14 protein-coding genes are annotated in these 16,039 nt (G+C 70.7%); 3 read left to right on the plus strand and 11 right to left on the minus strand.

The window, feature by feature from the left end:
• Window positions 1–91 precede the first annotated feature (91 nt).
• From CV755_RS04670 to CV755_RS04685, 4 genes are all read right to left on the minus strand, one after another.
• The gene (locus tag CV755_RS04670; RefSeq protein WP_109278854.1) at window positions 92–844 is read right to left on the minus strand and encodes a YebC/PmpR family DNA-binding transcriptional regulator; all 753 of its coding nucleotides are present in this window, start codon (window positions 842–844) and stop codon (window positions 92–94) included.
• 49 nt (window positions 845–893) lie between these two features.
• The gene (gene pdxT, locus CV755_RS04675) at window positions 894–1,499 is read right to left on the minus strand and encodes a pyridoxal 5'-phosphate synthase glutaminase subunit PdxT (RefSeq protein WP_241560973.1); all 606 of its coding nucleotides are present in this window, start codon (window positions 1,497–1,499) and stop codon (window positions 894–896) included.
• A 76-nt stretch (window positions 1,500–1,575) separates the two neighbouring features.
• Window positions 1,576–2,481: a pyridoxal 5'-phosphate synthase lyase subunit PdxS gene (gene pdxS, locus CV755_RS04680; RefSeq protein WP_109278857.1), complete on the minus strand. Its 906-nt coding sequence runs from the start codon at window positions 2,479–2,481 to the stop codon at window positions 1,576–1,578.
• Between the two features lie 106 nt (window positions 2,482–2,587).
• Window positions 2,588–3,142 carry a LemA family protein gene (locus CV755_RS04685; RefSeq protein WP_193553349.1) on the minus strand — a complete coding sequence of 185 codons (555 nt, stop codon included), beginning with the start codon at window positions 3,140–3,142 and terminating at the stop codon, window positions 2,588–2,590.
• Window positions 3,143–3,319: 177 nt separating this feature from the next.
• On the opposite strand from CV755_RS04685, the gene CV755_RS04690 reads away from it, so the two are divergent.
• Entirely contained in the window at window positions 3,320–3,970 is a 651-nt protein-coding gene (locus CV755_RS04690) for a VC0807 family protein (protein WP_109278858.1), read from the plus strand.
• Between the two features lie 211 nt (window positions 3,971–4,181).
• Here CV755_RS04690 and CV755_RS04695 read toward each other — a convergent pair whose 3' ends face one another.
• Genes CV755_RS04695 through pgsA form a run of 3 tightly spaced genes read right to left on the minus strand, consistent with a single transcriptional unit; the run spans window position 4,182 to window position 7,035 of the window.
• Window positions 4,182–5,432 (minus strand): glycosyltransferase family 4 protein, encoded by a 1,251-nt coding sequence (locus tag CV755_RS04695; RefSeq protein ID WP_109278860.1) that lies wholly within the window; start codon window positions 5,430–5,432, stop codon window positions 4,182–4,184.
• Window positions 5,429–6,376 (minus strand): phosphatidylinositol mannoside acyltransferase, encoded by a 948-nt coding sequence (locus tag CV755_RS04700; protein WP_109278861.1) that lies wholly within the window; start codon window positions 6,374–6,376, stop codon window positions 5,429–5,431. Before CV755_RS04700 ends, CV755_RS04695 begins: the two co-directional genes overlap by 4 nt.
• Window positions 6,373–7,035: a phosphatidylinositol phosphate synthase gene (gene pgsA / locus CV755_RS04705; protein WP_109278863.1), complete on the minus strand. Its 663-nt coding sequence runs from the start codon at window positions 7,033–7,035 to the stop codon at window positions 6,373–6,375. The genes CV755_RS04700 and pgsA overlap by 4 nt, the downstream gene beginning before the upstream one ends.
• Window positions 7,036–7,315: 280 nt before the next feature.
• On the opposite strand from pgsA, the gene CV755_RS04710 reads away from it, so the two are divergent.
• Window positions 7,316–9,523 (plus strand): elongation factor G-like protein EF-G2, encoded by a 2,208-nt coding sequence (locus CV755_RS04710; protein WP_109278864.1) that lies wholly within the window; start codon window positions 7,316–7,318, stop codon window positions 9,521–9,523.
• A 119-nt stretch (window positions 9,524–9,642) separates the two neighbouring features.
• Window positions 9,643–11,292 (plus strand): hypothetical protein, encoded by a 1,650-nt coding sequence (locus tag CV755_RS04715; protein ID WP_109278865.1) that lies wholly within the window; start codon window positions 9,643–9,645, stop codon window positions 11,290–11,292.
• A 25-nt stretch (window positions 11,293–11,317) separates the two neighbouring features.
• On the opposite strand, the gene CV755_RS04720 is transcribed toward CV755_RS04715, so the two are convergent.
• The 4 genes from CV755_RS04720 to thrS form a co-directional block, all read right to left on the minus strand.
• The gene (locus CV755_RS04720) at window positions 11,318–12,532 is read right to left on the minus strand and encodes a YncE family protein (protein ID WP_109278867.1); all 1,215 of its coding nucleotides are present in this window, start codon (window positions 12,530–12,532) and stop codon (window positions 11,318–11,320) included.
• Complete coding sequence (locus tag CV755_RS04725; protein ID WP_241560974.1) at window positions 12,529–13,326, minus strand: polysaccharide deacetylase family protein; 798 nt, start codon at window positions 13,324–13,326, stop codon at window positions 12,529–12,531. Before CV755_RS04725 ends, CV755_RS04720 begins: the two co-directional genes overlap by 4 nt.
• Before the next feature lie 75 nt (window positions 13,327–13,401).
• Complete coding sequence (locus CV755_RS04730; protein ID WP_109278868.1) at window positions 13,402–13,962, minus strand: HIT family protein; 561 nt, start codon at window positions 13,960–13,962, stop codon at window positions 13,402–13,404.
• Window positions 13,963–14,033: 71 nt separating this feature from the next.
• Window positions 14,034–16,010, minus strand: a complete 1,977-nt coding sequence (gene thrS, locus CV755_RS04735) for a threonine--tRNA ligase (protein WP_109278869.1) — start codon at window positions 16,008–16,010, stop codon at window positions 14,034–14,036.
• Window positions 16,011–16,039: the final 29 nt, after the last annotated feature.

Consider the following 16,039-nt stretch of genomic DNA (forward strand, 5'->3'; position numbering starts at 1 on the left):
CAGGCTATCGGCCGCCACTGACAACGCCGCGCACCGACAACGCGACGGGCCGACGGGAGATGCTCCCGCCGGCCCGTGCGCTGCGCTTGGATCAGGCGTCGACCTTCGCCATGACGTCGTCGGAGACGTCGAAGTTGGCGAAGACGTTCTGCACGTCGTCGCTGTCCTCCAGGGCGTCGATCAGCTTGAAGATCTTCTTGGCGCCCTCCTCGTCCAGCTCGACCTGCATGGTGGGGACGAAGTTGGCCTCGGCCGAGTCGTAGTCGATCCCGGCCTCCTGCAGGGCGGTACGGACCGCGACCAGGTCGGTGGCCTCGCTGATGACCTCGAAGTTCTCGCCGAGGTCGTTGACCTCCTCGGCACCGGCGTCCAGGACCGCGCCCAGCACGTCGTCCTCGGTGAGCTCGCCCTTGGGGAGGATCACCACGCCCTTGCGGTTGAACAGGTAGGAAACCGAACCCGGGTCGGCCATCGAGCCGCCGTTACGGGTCATGGCGACCCGGACGTCGGAGGCGGCGCGGTTGCGGTTGTCGGTGAGGCACTCGATGAGCACCGCGACACCGTTGGGGCCGTAACCCTCGTACATGATCGTCTCGTAGTCGGCGCCGCCGGCCTCCAGGCCCGCGCCCCGCTTGACGGCGGAGTCGATGTTCTTGTTGGGAACCGACTGCTTCTTGGCCTTCTGGATGGCGTCGTAGAGGGTCGGGTTGCCCTCCGGGTCGGCGCCGCCCATCCGGGCCGCGACCTCGATGTTCTTGATGAGCTTCGCGAAGAGCTTGCCGCGCTTGGCGTCGATCACGGCCTTCTTGTGCTTCGTCGTAGCCCATTTAGAGTGGCCGGACATCCGCCTGTCTCCTTCGCGTAACCAAGTTTCCTTACGAACGCCTGTGATCCTACCGGGATCCGGCTGCTGCCCGTTCCCGGACCATCGCCACGAACAGGGCGTGCACCCGGTGGTCCCCGGTGAGCTCCGGATGGAAAGAGGTGGCCAGTACATTGCCCTGCCGGACGGCCACCGTGTGACCGTCATAGGTGGCCAGCACCTCGGTATCGGCGCCGGTGGACTCCACCCAGGGCGCACGGATGAAGACGCCCTCCACCGGGGCGCCCTCGATCCCGGCCATCTCGATGGCCGCCTCGAAGGACTCGTTCTGCCGGCCGAAGGCGTTGCGGCGGACGATCATGTCGATGCCGCCCAGGGTCTCCTGGTCCTCCCGTCCGTCCAGCAGCTTGTCGGCGAGCATGATCATGCCCGCGCAGGTGCCGTAGACCGGCATCCCGGCCCGGATCCGCTCGCGCAGCGGCTCCAGCAGGCCGAAGATCACCGCCAGCTTGGACATGGTGGTGGACTCGCCGCCCGGGATCACCAGTCCGTCGATCTCGGCCAGCTCCTCGGGGCGGCGGACCGGGCGGGCCAGGGCGTCGGCCGCGGCGAGGGCGACCAGGTGCTCGCGGACGTCGCCCTGCAGGGCCAGGACGCCGATGGTGGGAGTGGACACTGAAAGCACTGCCTTTCCGATGTACCAGCGGTGGGCGGCCCGCACCGCGCGAGCCGCCCACCGGTGAACTCCTGCGTTACCAGCCGCGGTTGGCGTAGCGCTCCGCCTCGGGCAGGGTGTCGCAGTTGATGCCGACCATGGCCTCGCCCAGGTTGCGGGAGGCATCGGCGATGATCTTCGGGTCGTCGTAGAAGGTGGTGGCCTTCACGATGGCGGCGGCCCGCTTGGCCGGGTCGCCGGACTTGAAGATGCCCGAGCCCACAAAGACGCCCTCGGCACCGAGCTGGCGCATCAGCGCGGCGTCGGCCGGGGTGGCCACACCACCGGCGGAGAACAGCACCACCGGCAGCTTGCCCAGCTCGGCGACCTCCTTGACCAGCTCGTACGGGGCGCGCAGCTCCTTGGCGGCGGCGTAGAGCTCGTGGTTGTCGTAGCCGCGCAGGCGGGCGATCTCGTTCTTGATCTGGCGCAGGTGGCGGACGGCCTCGACCACATTGCCGGTGCCGGCCTCACCCTTGGAACGGATCATGGCCGCGCCCTCGGCGATGCGGCGCAGGGCCTCGCCCAGGTTGGTGGCGCCGCAGACGAAGGGGGTGGTGAAGGCCCACTTGTCGCTGTGATTGACCTCGTCGGCCGGGGTGAGGACCTCGGACTCGTCGATGTAGTCCACGCCCAGCGACTGCAGCACCTGGGCCTCGACGAAGTGGCCGATACGGGACTTGGCCATCACCGGGATGGACACCGCGTTGATGATGCCTTCGATCATGTCCGGGTCGGACATCCGGGCCACGCCACCGTCCTTGCGGATATCGGCGGGAACCCGCTCCAGGGCCATCACCGCGACGGCGCCGGCGTCCTCGGCGATCTTGGCCTGCTCGGGGGTGACGACGTCCATGATCACGCCGCCCTTGAGCTGCTCGGCCATGCCGCGCTTGACGCGTGCGGTGCCGGTCTCGGGGGCCTGGGTGGTGGGAGTGGACACGTATGACCTCACTAATCAAGGGCGGTGACGCTGCAGCGGCGGCCCATAGGCGCCGCAGCGTCATCAAACCCAGGGCCCGGCCCCGCGAAAAAGGGCCAATCAGAGGTCAGTGGCTTGCCGGATCGGCCAGCGCCGCGGGCGGCTCGTCGTCCATCTCGAAGGCCAGCGGGAACGGCGCGTGCCCGGCCAGCCGGAACCAGCGGACCACCCGGTGGGTGCGCACCGCCCGGGCCGCGCGCACCGCGTCATTGTGGAACCGCCGGGCCATCGGCACCCGGCGCACCGCCTGGTTGAGCTCCCCCAGCGACTCCTCGCCGCCGGGCGCCTGGCGCACCGCCTCCACCTGCGGGGGCTCGGCGAAGACCGCGCGCAACGCCTGGCTCAGCTCGCTCTCGGCGACCTCCCGCTGTTCCTCCTCGGCCTGCCGGGCGGCGTGGGCGGCCTGGTAGAGGACCATCGACGCGGCCGGGTCCAGCACTCCGGCGGTGGCCAGCTCCTGGGCCACCGAGGCGCGGCGCAGCAGCTGGGCGTCCAGCGCGGCCCGCGCCGCGTCGATGCGGCTGTGCAGCCGGTCCAGCCGGCCCGCGGTCCAGCTCAGATAGACGCCGATCAGGATGAGCGCGGCCGTGGCCCAGATCAGACCCCATAGAGAACCAGTCACGGCGGGCCACAGTACCGGGCCGGGCACCGGGTGCCTCTCCACCCGGAGGTGGACGAGGGGGTGGAGCGGGCCCGCTCCGGAATCTACCCGGGCTCCGATCCCTCTGCACCCGCCCGGCACCTAGCGTCAGTGGGGCAGGACGCAGAACGCAGCACTCCCGGCAAGGGGACGCACACCATGAAGGCCCGACGCTCCCTCCTCACCTCCCTGACCGTCAACCTCGCGCTGCCGCTCGCGGTGTACTACGTGCTCCGCGGGCAGGGTGCCCCGCAGTGGCAGGCGCTGCTGATCAGCAGTGCCCCGCCGGCCCTGCACGCCCTGGCCGGCGCCCTTCTCCGGCGCCGGACCGAGCTCTTCGACCTCTTGGTCCTGGTGCTGCTGGTGGTGTCGGCGGGCACCTCGGCGATCAGCGGGGACCCCCGGGTGCTGCTGCTGAAGGACGCGGCCCTCCCGGCGGCACTGGCGCTGTGGATGGCGGGCACCCTGTTCACCGCCCGGCCCTTCGCCTACCAGTTCGGCCGCCAACTACGCACCCCCGAGGCATGCGAAGCGGCCGAGCGCCAGTGGCTGACCTCACCGGAGTTCAGGAACGCCCTGCGCGGCCTGACCCTGCTGTGGGCCGGCGGCCAGCTCCTGGACGCCGCCCTGAGCACGGCCGAGGCCCTGACCCTCCCGGTGGACGCGGTCCCGCTGATCGGCCGCCTGCAGTCCATAGCCCTGATCGCCCTGGTCGTCCTCCTCACCGTCCGCCTCGCCCACCGCTTCCGCGACCGCCACGGCATGTCCCTCTTCGGCACCCGCCCGATACCCACACCGGAAGCCCCGTAAGGAACGGGCGCCCCGTCAGTGGCGCGCGGCTACACCGACGCGGCTCCGCTCCAAGCGCGGAGCCGCACCCGCCCCCAGTCGCGGCCGACCACCGGGGCGCCCCGCAAGGGGCGCGGGGAACTGCGCGGCCCACAGCCAGCCCGCACGGGAAAGTCCACCGAACGCCCCCCGCACCCGACGACGCCAGACCTCAAGAGGCGCCGGCCGCAAGCTAATCCCGGCCCAGCCCCAACCGAGCCAGCAGCCCGATGCGTTCATCAGCGGCCACCGAAGCCGCCCCCGCCGCCACCGTCTCATAGACCGCGAGAATGTCCGCCCCGACCGTGGACCAGTCAAAGCGCCGCACATGCCGCGAGCCCCGCTCACTGAGCTCGGCCCGCCTGGCCGGATCGCCAAGCAGCCGTATCGCCGCCTCGGCCAGCGCGTCCGCGTCCTCGTTGGCGAACAGCTCACCCGCCGCCCCCTGGTCCAGCACCTGGGCGAACGCGTCCAGATCACTCGCCAGCACCGGCGCACCGGCCGACATCGCCTCGACCAGGATGATGCCGAAGGACTCCCCACCGGTGTTGGGCGCCACATAGACGTCCACGCTGCGCAGCAGCCGCGCTTTGTCCTCGTCGCTGATCATGCCGAGGAACTCGACCCGGTCCCGCATGGGGGCAGGCAACTGGGCCACCGCCTCCTTCTCGTCACCGCGCCCGGCCACCAGCAACCGCGTGCCGGGGTACTCGGCGAGGATCTTCGGCAGTGCCCGCATCAGCACCGGCAGGCCCTTGCGGGGCTCGTCGATCCGCCCGATGAAGCCGATGGTCCCCTCCCGCCGCCCGGCCGGACCCCCACCGTCACCAACCGGGCCCGTACCGGAGGAGCTCTCACCAGCCGGCCCCGCACCGCCCCCGTCCCGCCCCATCCACTCGGGCCTCGGCTCGGCGCGGGCGAAGAAGTCGACATCCACCCCATTGGGGATGACCACCGCGTCACCGCCCAGATGCTCCACCAGCGTCCGGCGGGCATACTCGCTCACCGCGATCCGGGCGCTGATCTTCTCCAGCGCCGGCTGGAGGATCGGATAGGCCGCGATCATCGCCCTGGACCGCGGATTGGAGGTGTGGAAGGTCGCCACGATCGGCCCCTGCGCCGCCCAGCAGGTCAGCAGTCCCAGCGACGGCGAGGTCGGCTCATGGATATGGATGACCTCGAAGTCCCCCTCGTGCAGCCACCGCCGCACCCGCGCCGCGGAGAGGAAGCCGAAGTTCAGCCGGGCCACCGAGCCGTTGTAGGGCACCGGAACGGCCCGTCCCGCGGAGACCACAAAGGGCGGCAGCGGCGTCTCGTCGTCCGCCGGGGCCAGCACCGAGACCTGGTGCCCCTGCCGGATCAGGTGCTCGGCCAGGTCCCTGATGTGGAACTGGACGCCCCCCGGGACGTCCCACGAGTACGGGCAGACGATCCCGATCCTCAAGGCTTCTCCGTTCCCGGGCTCTGGGTGTCGGGGCGGGGCGGGCGGCCATCGGCCGGGCGCGGCGCCAGGTCGGCCAGCCATAGGCGCTGCAGCATATGCCAGTCCGTGGGGTGCTCGGCAATGCCCGAGGCGAAGGCGTCGGCCAGTCGCTGGGTCATGGCGGCCGCCTGCTCGGCACGGGTGCCGTCGTCCGGCACCTCAATGGGCGGGTGCACCCGCCCCCGCATCACCGGCGACCGGTCGTACCAGAGGGTCACCGGCAGCAGCAGCGCACCGGTCTGCACCGCCAGCCGCGCGGGCCCGGCAGGCATCTTGGCCCGTTCGCCGAAGAAGTCCACCTCCACCCCGGAGGCCGACAGGTCCCGGTCGGCCACCAGGCAGACCAGCCCGCCGGCCCGCAGCCGCCGGGAGAGCGTGCCGAAGGCGCTGCCGCCCGCATGGGGCAGCACCTCCATGCCCAGCCCCTCCCGGTAGGCCACAAACCGGTCGTAGAGGCTCTCCGGCTTCAGCCGCTCGGCCACCGTGGTGAAGGGCACCCCCAGCGCCGTGGTGACCCAGGCCCCGGCCAGGTCGTAGTTGGCCATATGGGGCAGCGCCAGCACCACGCCCCGGCCGCCGTCCAGCCCGTCGGTCAGATGGTGCAGGCTCTCGGGGTCGAAGCCGCCGCGGATGCGGTCCCGGCTCCAGGCCGGCAGCCGGAAGGACTCCATCCAGTAGCGCATATACGAGCGCATCCCGGCCCGGGACAGCTCGGCCAGCCGGGCGGGGGTGGGATCGGGGACCACCCGGGCCAGATTGGCCTCCAGCCGCAGCACCCCCTTGCCCCGCCGCCGCCAGGCGGCATCGGCCACGGTCCGGCCCAGCCGGTCGGCCACCGGTTCGGGGAGCTTTTTGACCGTCCCCCAGCCCAGCCCGTACAGCGCGTCGGTCAGGCCCTCCCTCACGCGGTGTCTCCCCGGCCGGCCGCCAGCGCCGCGTCCGCCTCGGCCGCCTCCCGGCGCACCGTCACCACCCGCTGGATCAGGGTGATCAGGCTGCCCACGGCCACCACCCACAGCGCGACCGGCAGCAGGATCTGGATGCCCGGCACCCCGAACTTGTGCAGCCCGGAGAGTCCGCAGGCCACCAGCGAGATCACCAGTCGCTCGGCGCGCTCCACCAGGCCATTGACCTTCACCGGCAGCCCGATGCTCTCGCCGCGCGCCTTGGTGTACGACACCACCTGGCCGCTGGCCAGACAGAAGATCGACACGGCGCACAGCGCCAGGTCGTTGCCGCGCCCGGCGTACCAAAGGGCCAGCCCGCCGAAGATCGCCGAGTCCGCCACCCGGTCCAGGGTGGAGTCCAGGAAGGCCCCCCACCGGCTGGAGCGGCCCAGCTGGCGGGCCATATTGCCGTCCACCAGGTCCGAGAAGACAAACAGCGTGATGGTGACCGTGCCCCAGAAGAACTCGCCCTGGGGATAGAAGACCAGCGCACCCGCCACCACGCCCCCGGTGCCGATGAGGGTCACCGTGTCGGGGCTGACGCCGAGTCGGATGAGCAGGGCGGCGAACGGCGTGAGAACACGCGTGAAGAACGCACGCGCGTACTTGTTCAGCATGGCCTTCCCGGAGGGTCGTGTGCGGGCCGGGTGGCCGAAGAGCCACCGGCTGGCCCATCGTAGCCAGGCCGCCGCGGCCCGCCGCGCGCACATCACGCCCGGGGTCCGCGGCCCATGTCACCGCCCGCACCGCCACCCGGTCGGCGCAACCGCCCGGCCGGCCCCCTCGGCGGTTCACGCCGGGGGCGGACAGTTGCGCCTGCGTGTGCGACGTATGGACGCAGCGTGACCACGGTGGAAAGCTCGGAGAACCGCAGGTGTCAACCGGAAGGCGAGGCACATGGGCGAGAAGACGACTGTCCACCCAGGGGCCGCCGGCAGAGCAGTGGCGGCCGACCGGCCCGGCGACATACGCAATGTGGTGCTGGTCGGCCACACCGGATCCGGCAAGACCACCCTGGTGGAGGCGCTGGCACTGGCCACCGGCGCACTCACCCGGGCGGGCCGCGTGGAGGACGGCGGTTCGGTCTCCGACTACGACGAGCTGGAGCACCGCCAGCAGCGCTCGGTCCAGCTCTCCGTGGTCCCGGTGGAGTGGGACGGCATCAAGATCAATCTGCTGGACACCCCCGGCTACGCCGACTTCGTCGGCGAGCTGCGGGCCGGGCTGCGCGCGGCGGACGCGGCCCTGTTCGTGATCTCGGCCGCCGAGGGCACCGAGGGCGTCACCGGCGCCACCCGGATGCTCTGGGAGGAGTGTGCGGCGGTCGGCATGCCCCGCGCCATCGTGGTGACCCATCTGGAGACGGCCCGGGCGGACTTCGCAGACCTCACGGAGACCTGCCGCGCCGCCTTCGGTGGTGACTCCGCCGAGAGCGTCCTCCCCCTGTACCTGCCGCTGTACGGCCCGGAGGGCCCCGACGGCCACCGCCCGGTGGCCGGGCTGACCGGGCTGCTCTCCCAGCGGGTCTTCGACTACTCCTCCGGCGAACGCCGGGAGACCTCGCCCGCCCCCGACCAGCTGCCGGTGATCGAGGAGGCCCGCAACCGGCTGATCGAGGGGATCATCGCCGAGAGCGAGGACGAGACCCTGATGGACCGCTACCTCGGCGGCGAGGAGATCGACGTCAAGACCCTTATCGAGGACCTGGAACGGGCCGTGGCCCGGGGCACCTTCCACCCGGTACTGGCCGCCGCCCCCGCCCCCGAGGGCGCCCGCCAGGGCCTGGGCACCGTGGAGCTGCTGGAGCTGGTCACCGGCGGCTTCCCCACCCCGGCCGAGCGCGAGGTGCCCGCCGTCACCGGGCTGGACGGCAGCCCGCGCCCCCCGCTGAGCTGCGACCCGGCCGGCCCGCTGGCCGCCGAGGTGATCAAGACCGCCTCGGACCCCTATGTGGGCCGGATCTCGCTGGTACGCGTCTTCTCGGGCACCCTGCGCCCCGACGAGACCGTGCATGTCTCCGGCCACGGCCTGGCCGACCGCGGCCATGAGGACCATGAGGCGGACGAGCGGATCGGCGCCCTGTCCTCCCCCTTCGGCAAGCAGCAGCGCCAGCTGGCCCAGGCCATCGCCGGGGACATCGCCTGCGTCGCCAAGCTCGGCCGGGCCGAGACCGGGGACACCCTCTCCGCCTGCGGCGACCCGCTGCGCATGGAGCCCTGGCTGATGCCCGACCCGCTGTTGCCGGTGGCCATCCAGGCGCACAGCAAGGCGGACGAGGACAAGCTCTCCCAGGGCCTGGCCCGGCTGGTGGCCGAGGACCCCACCATGCGGCTGGAGCACAACCAGGACACCCACCAGGTGGTGCTGTGGTGCCTGGGCGAGGCCCACCGCGACGCCGCCCTGGAGCGGCTGCGCAGCCGCTACGGCGTCCAGGTGGACACCGTGCCGCACCGGGTGGCGCTGCGCGAGACCTTCGGCTCCAAGGCCGCCGGGCGCGGACGGCACGTCAAACAGTCCGGCGGACACGGCCAGTTCGCCATCTGCGAGATCGAAGTCGAGCCGCTGCCGGGCGGATCGGGCATCGAGTTCGTGGACAAGGTCGTCGGCGGGGCGGTACCACGGCAGTTCATCCCCTCGGTGGAGAAGGGCGTACGCGCCCAGGCCGCCAAGGGCGTAGCCGCCGGCTACCCGCTGGTGGACATCCGGGTCACCCTGCTCGACGGCAAGGCGCACTCGGTGGACTCCTCGGACGCGGCCTTCCAGACCGCCGGCGCCCTGGCCCTGCGCGAGGCCGCCGCCGAGGCCCGTATCCACCTGCTGGAACCGGTGGCCGACCTGCGGGTGCTGGTGGCCGACGAGTATGTGGGCCCGGTGATGAGCGACTTGTCCGGGCGGCGCGGCCGGGTGGTGGGCACCGAGCAGGCCGCCGGCGGGCGCACCCTGGTGCGGGCCGAGGTCCCGGAGATCGAGATCGGACGGTACACGGTGGACCTGCGCTCGCTGTCCCATGGCACCGGCCGGTTCAGCCGCTCCTACGCCCGGCACGAGCCAATGCCGCCCCAGCTCGCCGACCGGATCCGCGAACAGGCCGAAAACGGCGCATAGTTCATAAGCCGCCCGCCCAACGCCCCCCGGGCGGGCGGCATTCGGATCTTTCGACGACAGGCGGCGGCCCGCACCACTAACCTGGACGCCGCGACGGGCGCGCGGCATTGGGGGCAGCAGTGGCAGACGGCTTCGACTTCAGTCCGGGGGCACAGATCCCGATCGCGGGCGGTGCCGGACAGACCGCCGCGACCCAGGCGCTGGCCTCGGCCGCCTACCGCGACGGCCCCATGGACGAGCTGCTCAAGGCCAACTCCGAGTGGACCGCCTCCGCCATCAAGAAGCCGCGCATATCGCTCTTCGAACCCAACCTGGGCGAGGCCTTCTCCCGCGCCGTCCAGACCCGGATGCTGGGCGAGGGACGCAAACCGCTCATCCAGTCCTTCGGCACCGAGCCCCAGGTGATCGTCGAGCACTGCCTGGCCGCCACCCGCATCCGCAAACTGCGCGACGTCCGGCTCACCCTGATCATGGTGGTCTTCGGGCTGCTCTTCCTGCCCGGCGTACTGCTGTGGCTGGGCGCCTTCCAGCTGCGCCGCACCATCGCCGGCGCCCAGAACAAACGGGCCGGCGCCCTGGGCACCGCCCTGCTCGGCCTGCTGGCCGTGCTCGGCGTGATCTTTATGATCAAGCTGCCGTTCACCGGCTTCTGGGGCGTCTATCTGCGCGCCATGCTGGTCGCCCCGGTCATCGGCTGGTACTGGGCCAAGCTCGTTTGCGAACGTACCGCCCAGGACCTGCGCGAACGCTGGAGCGGCCTGCTCTCCGGCGGCGGCGTGGGCGCCAAGATCCCCGAGGCGGTGCCCCAGGCCCCCGGCGAGAGCGCCGCCGAACAGCTGCGCCAGAGCCTGGAGCGGCTGTCCGCCGAGCAGAAGAGCAATGTGGTCTTCTACGCCGGGCCCAAGGGCATACTCGGCATGGGCACCCGCTGGGGCAGCTGGCAGCTGGCGGAGGAGCTCGTCCCCGCCGAACCCGGCAAGGACATCAACCCCTTCCGCAGCTGGGACATCATGCGCGCGGTCCATGACCAGCTGCGCCTGCTGGAGCGCACCCCGGTCAACACCGGCGGCCTCACCGCGCCCTTTGTGGAGCACTGGGTGGTCTCCCCCATCGGCGAGGGCGCCGACTCAGTCTCCCGCAGCGCCGGGGACGAGGGCACCTTCCAGATACGGGGCGCCGAACTGCAGAAGATCTGCAACGAACAGCACTTCGGCAGCGGCGACCGGCACTACCTGGGCGTGCAGTTCGTGCTCTGGGACGGCCAGTTGGTGATCACCCTGCTGATCAATGTCACCGTGCTGCACAAGACCCTGCGCATCGAGGTCACCGGCCATGCCCTCGGCCCCATCCACCCCGTCTTCAACGGCAAGCCCAAGAACCGCACCAAGTCCTTCCGCAAGGGCATCAAGTTCTGGGAGACCTGGGAACGCACCCTTCCGGTGGTCGAGGCCCGCGAGGTGGTCCGGCTGGCCGCCCGGGCCCCGCTGACCTGGTACCCCCCGCTGCTGGAGTACTGGGGCGGCAAACTGGTCCTCCCCGAGCCCTTCGGCCTGCGGCACGCCTGGGCCGACAAGCCCTGGCGGCACCGCTTCATGGCCGATGACGCGCTGCGCGCCGCCACCCCCGTGCTGCGCGTGGTGCACGAGGCGGCGCTGCGGGTGCTGGCCGAACACGGCGTGAACACCGAGCGGTTCGGCAACCGGGCCACCTTCCTCAGCGGCGCCGTCCAGGACCCCACCCCGCGCCAGGCCGACGTCTACAACGCCTGAGCCGTCCGCCCGCCCTCGCCGGGCCTCACCGGAAGATCCCGGTGTGGCCCAGCGAGTAGCGTCCCGGCTGCGGATAGACGGCCAGACCGTGCGGCCCGGCGCCCACCGGGATCCGGGCGATCTGATGCCCGTCGGTGGTGTCGATGGCGTACACCTCGCTGTTGTAACGCCCCGAGAGCCACAGCACCTTGCCGTCCGCCGACACCCCGCCCATGTCCGGGCTGCCGCCGTCCGGCAGCTGCCACTTGTGCACCAGCTTCCGGGTGGCCAGGTCGAGCACCGAGATGGAGCCCTCGCCCCGGTTGGAGATGTACATCGACTTCGAGTCCCGGCTCACATAGAGACCGTGTGCTCCCTTGCCGGTGGGCATCAGCCAGGGCTCGTTGAACCGGTCGCCGTCCAGCACCCAGATCCCGTCCGCCATCATGTCGGCGATGTACCAGGTCTTCCCGTCCGAGGCGATCTTCACATCCTGTGGCATCGCCCCGTCGAAGGGCAGCTTCTGCTGCCCGATGACCTGCATCTTCGCGGTGTCCACCTTGAGCAGTTCGCCGGAGAACTCACAGGAGACGATGAAGTACCGCCCGTCCGGCGAGAAGTCGGCGTGGTTGACGCCCAGGCAGCTCACCGGAACCGTCTTCTTCCGGGCCATGGTGTGCGCGTCCCGGAACACCAGCTCCCGGTCCATCGAGGCCATCACCACCGCGTACTTGCCGTCCGGGGTGAAGTAGAGGTTGTAGGGGTCATGGACGTCCACCGGCTTGCCCGCCTTACCGGTGGCCGGGTCGATCGGGGTGAGGGTGTGCCCCCGGTCGTTGTTGACCCATAGCGTCTTCAGATCCCAGGACGGCACCACGTGCTGCGGCTGGTTGCCCACCGGAATGGTCTCGATGACCTTGTAGGTCTTGGGGTCGATCACACTGACCGTGTCCGACTCGGTGTTGGGCACATACACCCGGGACGGGAAGTTCTTCACCACCGGCGAAAGGGCGTTGGGGCGGTCGGCGGCATAGACGTCATTGGGGTCCAGCAGCGGCGGCATCCCGGGCAGCCCCTGTGGCATGCCGCGCGCCGCGCCCTGGCTGGCGCGCTGCTGCGGCTCCCGGCCGGTCGCTCCGGAACCGCCGTCCGACCCCCCGCAGCCGGCCACGGCCAGCAGCGCTCCGGCGGCGGCCCACAAGGCGGCCCGGCGAACGCCGCACAGTCGGGTACGGGAACCAACACGCGAGAACTGGATCATCGGGTCAGCAGCTCCGTAGTCGTCACCGCTCGCAGACCGCGGCGGTGCAGGCCGTCGAGGATCGCGGGCAGCGCGGCGACCGTGCCGGCGTGCCCGAAGTGCAGGCTGACGACCGACCCGGGCCGTACCGCGTCCAGCACGGTACGCCGGACCACCGCCGCGCCCGGGTCGGTGAAGTCGAGGGAGTCCACGTCATAGGACAGAACGTGCGGATAACCGGCCTTGCGCGCCAGCCGCTGCACCAGCGGGGTGGCCCGCCGCGCCCGGGAGGGACGGAACCAGCGGCCGATGCCGCCGGTGAGCTTGCGCAGCCGGTCCGCGCACTGGGTGATCTCGGCATAGGCGGCCTGGGCGCTCATCGAGCAGATGTCGAGGTGGCGCATGGTGTGGTTGCCCAGTTCATGCCCGCCGTCCAGCACCCGGCGGGCCAGCTGCGGCTGTTCGTCCAGCCAGTCGCCCACGGCCAGCACGGTGATCCGGGCCCCGGCCCGTTCGGCCTCGGCCAGCAGACCGTTGGCCGATTTGGCGTCACCGCGGCCGTGAAAGGTGAGCGCCACCGCCTTGCCCTGCCGGGAGCCGTGCTCGATCTGCGCCGGGAGGTCGGCGGGCAGCGCGGGCAGCCGGGGCGGCACCGGCCGCTGCGGTACGGGCGAGGCGGACGCCCGGGCCCTGGCCGGTTCCCCCGCCCTGGCCGCACCCTCCTCGTCACAGCCCGCGAGCGGTGCCCCGGCCACTGAGGCAAGGGCACCGCTCGCGGCTGCGCGCAGCACGGCACGGCGGTGCAGGAAGGTCACTGCACCATTAGAGCCTTTACCGCCGGATTTGTGTCGATTTTCCGGTTAGTCGGGTGATTCGTGTCCCCTGACGTCTTACGCGGCGGGCCAGGCGTCCGCCAGCATCTTCCGGGTGTCCGCCAGGAGTTGGGGCAGCACCTTGGTGTGACCGATCACCGGCAGGAAGTTGGTGTCCCCGCCCCATCGCGGCACCACATGCTGGTGCAGGTGAGCGGCGATGCCGGCCCCGGCCACCGCCCCCTGGTTCATGCCCACATTGAAGCCATGGGCGCCGGAGGCGGACCGCAGCGCGCGCATGGACCGCTTGGTGAAGTCGGCCAGCTCGGCGGTCTCCGCCTCATCGAGGTCGGTGTAGTCGGCGATATGCCGGAAGGGGACCACCATCAGATGGCCGCCGTTGTACGGATAGAGGTTCAGCACGGCGTAGACCCGCTCGCCCCGGGCGATGATCAGGCCGTCCTCATCCGACTTCTCCGGAATCGAGCAGAACGGGCAGCCGTCCCCGGCCCCCGGGCCGGTCGGCTTGTTCTCTCCCTGGATGTACGCCATCCGATGGGGAGTCCACAGTCGCTGGAAGGCGTCCGGGATCCCGACTCCGATCTGCTGCTCCGGCTCACTCGTCATGCCGTGCAGCATATTCCCTGGCCCTCGACGCCAAGAGGGGCGGCCCTGGAGCCGCCCCTCCTCCCGCCGGGGCGGGACGCGCCTCACACCTGGACGCGGCGCTCCACCACATCGACCAGCTTGGCCAGCGCCTCTTCCCGGGGGACGCCGTTCTCCTGGGAACCGTCCCGGTAGCGGAAGGAGACCGTGCCCGCGTTCATGTCCTCGTCACCGACGATGATCATGAACGGCACCTTGGACTTCTGGGCGTTGCGGATCTTCTTCTGCATCCGGTCCGAGGAGGCGTCCACCTCCACCCGGAGGCCCTTCTTGCGGGCCTCGGCCGCGAACTCCTGCAGATACGGGACATGGGCGTCGCCGATCGGGATGCCCACCGCCTGCACCGGGGCCAGCCAGGCCGGGAACGCGCCCGCGTAGTGCTCCAGCAGCACCGCGAAGAAACGTTCGATCGAGCCGAAGAGGGCACGGTGGATCATCACCGGCCGCTGCCGCGAGGCATCCGCCGCGGTGTACTGCAGATCGAAGCGCTCCGGCAGGTTGAAGTCCAGCTGGATGGTGGACATCTGCCAGGTACGGCCGATGGCGTCCTTCGCCTGCACCGAGATCTTCGGGCCGTAGAAGGCCGCGCCACCGGGGTCGGCGACCAGTTCCAGACCCTGCTTCTCGGCCACCTTGCGCAGCGTCTCGGTGGCCTCCTCCCACGCCTCGTCGGTGCCCACGAACTTCTGCTCGTCCTTGGTGGACAGCTCCAGGTAGAAGTCGTTGAGGCCGTAGTCACGCAGCAGGTCCAGCACAAAGGTGAGGGTCTTGTCGAGCTCCTCCGCCATCTGCTCGCGGGTGCAGTAGATGTGCGCGTCGTCCTGGGTGAAGCCGCGCGCCCGGGTCAGGCCGTGCACCACACCCGACTTCTCGTACCGGTACACCGTGCCGAACTCGAAGAAGCGCAGCGGGAGTTCACGGTAGGAGCGGCCCCGCGCATCGAAGATCAGGTTGTGCATGGGGCAGTTCATGGGCTTGAGGTAGTAGTCCACGCCCTCGTCGAGCTGCATGGGCGGGTACATACCGTCCGCGTACCAGTCCAGGTGCCCCGAGGTCTCGAAGAGCTTCCCCTTGGTGGCGTGCGGGGTGTAGACGAACTCGTAGCCCTCTTCCTCGTGCCGCTTGCGCGAGTAGTCCTCCATCACCCGGCGCACGATGCCGCCCTTGGGGTGGAAGACCGCCAGGCCGGAGCCGATCTGCTCCGGGATGGAGAACAGGTCCAGCTCGGCACCGAGCTTGCGGTGGTCGCGCTTCTCGGCCTCGGCGAGGAACTCCAGGTGCGCCTTGAGCTCGTCCTTGGTCGGCCAGGCGGTGCCGTAGATGCGCTGCAGCATCGGGTTCTTCTCGCTGCCCCGCCAGTACGCGGCCGCGTTCCGCATCAGCTTGAACGCCGGGATCATCCGGGTGCTGGGCAGGTGCGGACCCCGGCAGAGGTCCTTCCAGCACAGGTCCCCGGTCTTGGGGTCCAGGTTGTCGTAGATGGTCAGCTCGCCGGCGCCGACCTCCACATCCGCGCCGTCGTCGTGGGAGGCGGAGCCCTTGAGGCCGATCAGCTCCAGCTTGTACGGCTCGTCCGCCAGCTCCTCGCGGGCCGCCTCGTCGGTGACCACCCGGCGGGAGAACTTCTGTCCCCGCTTGATGATCTCCTGCATCTTCTTCTCGATGAGCTTGAGGTCATCGGGGTGGAAGGGCTTCTCCACATCGAAGTCGTAGTAGAAGCCGTCCTTGACCGGCGGGCCGATGCCCAGCTTGGCCTCGGGGAACAGCTCCTGCACGGCCTGGGCCATGACATGCGCGGTGGAGTGGCGCAGGATGTTCAGGCCGTCCTCGGAGGAGATCTCCACCGGCTCGATCTCGTCACCGTCGGCCGGCTCGTAGGCGAGGTCCTTCAGCTCCCCGCCGACCCGGGCGGCGACAACGGTGCGCTGACTGGCGAACAGCTCGGCCGCCGTGGTGCCCGTGGTCACCACGCGCTCTTCCCGCTCGGAATCGCGTTGGATGATCACACGGACGTCTGACACCGGACTCTCCTGACTCAGGGGACGCGACA

The sequence above is a fragment of the Streptomyces orinoci genome (genome assembly GCF_003121295.1).
Classification (GTDB): Bacteria; Actinomycetota; Actinomycetes; order Streptomycetales; family Streptomycetaceae; genus Streptomyces; species Streptomyces orinoci.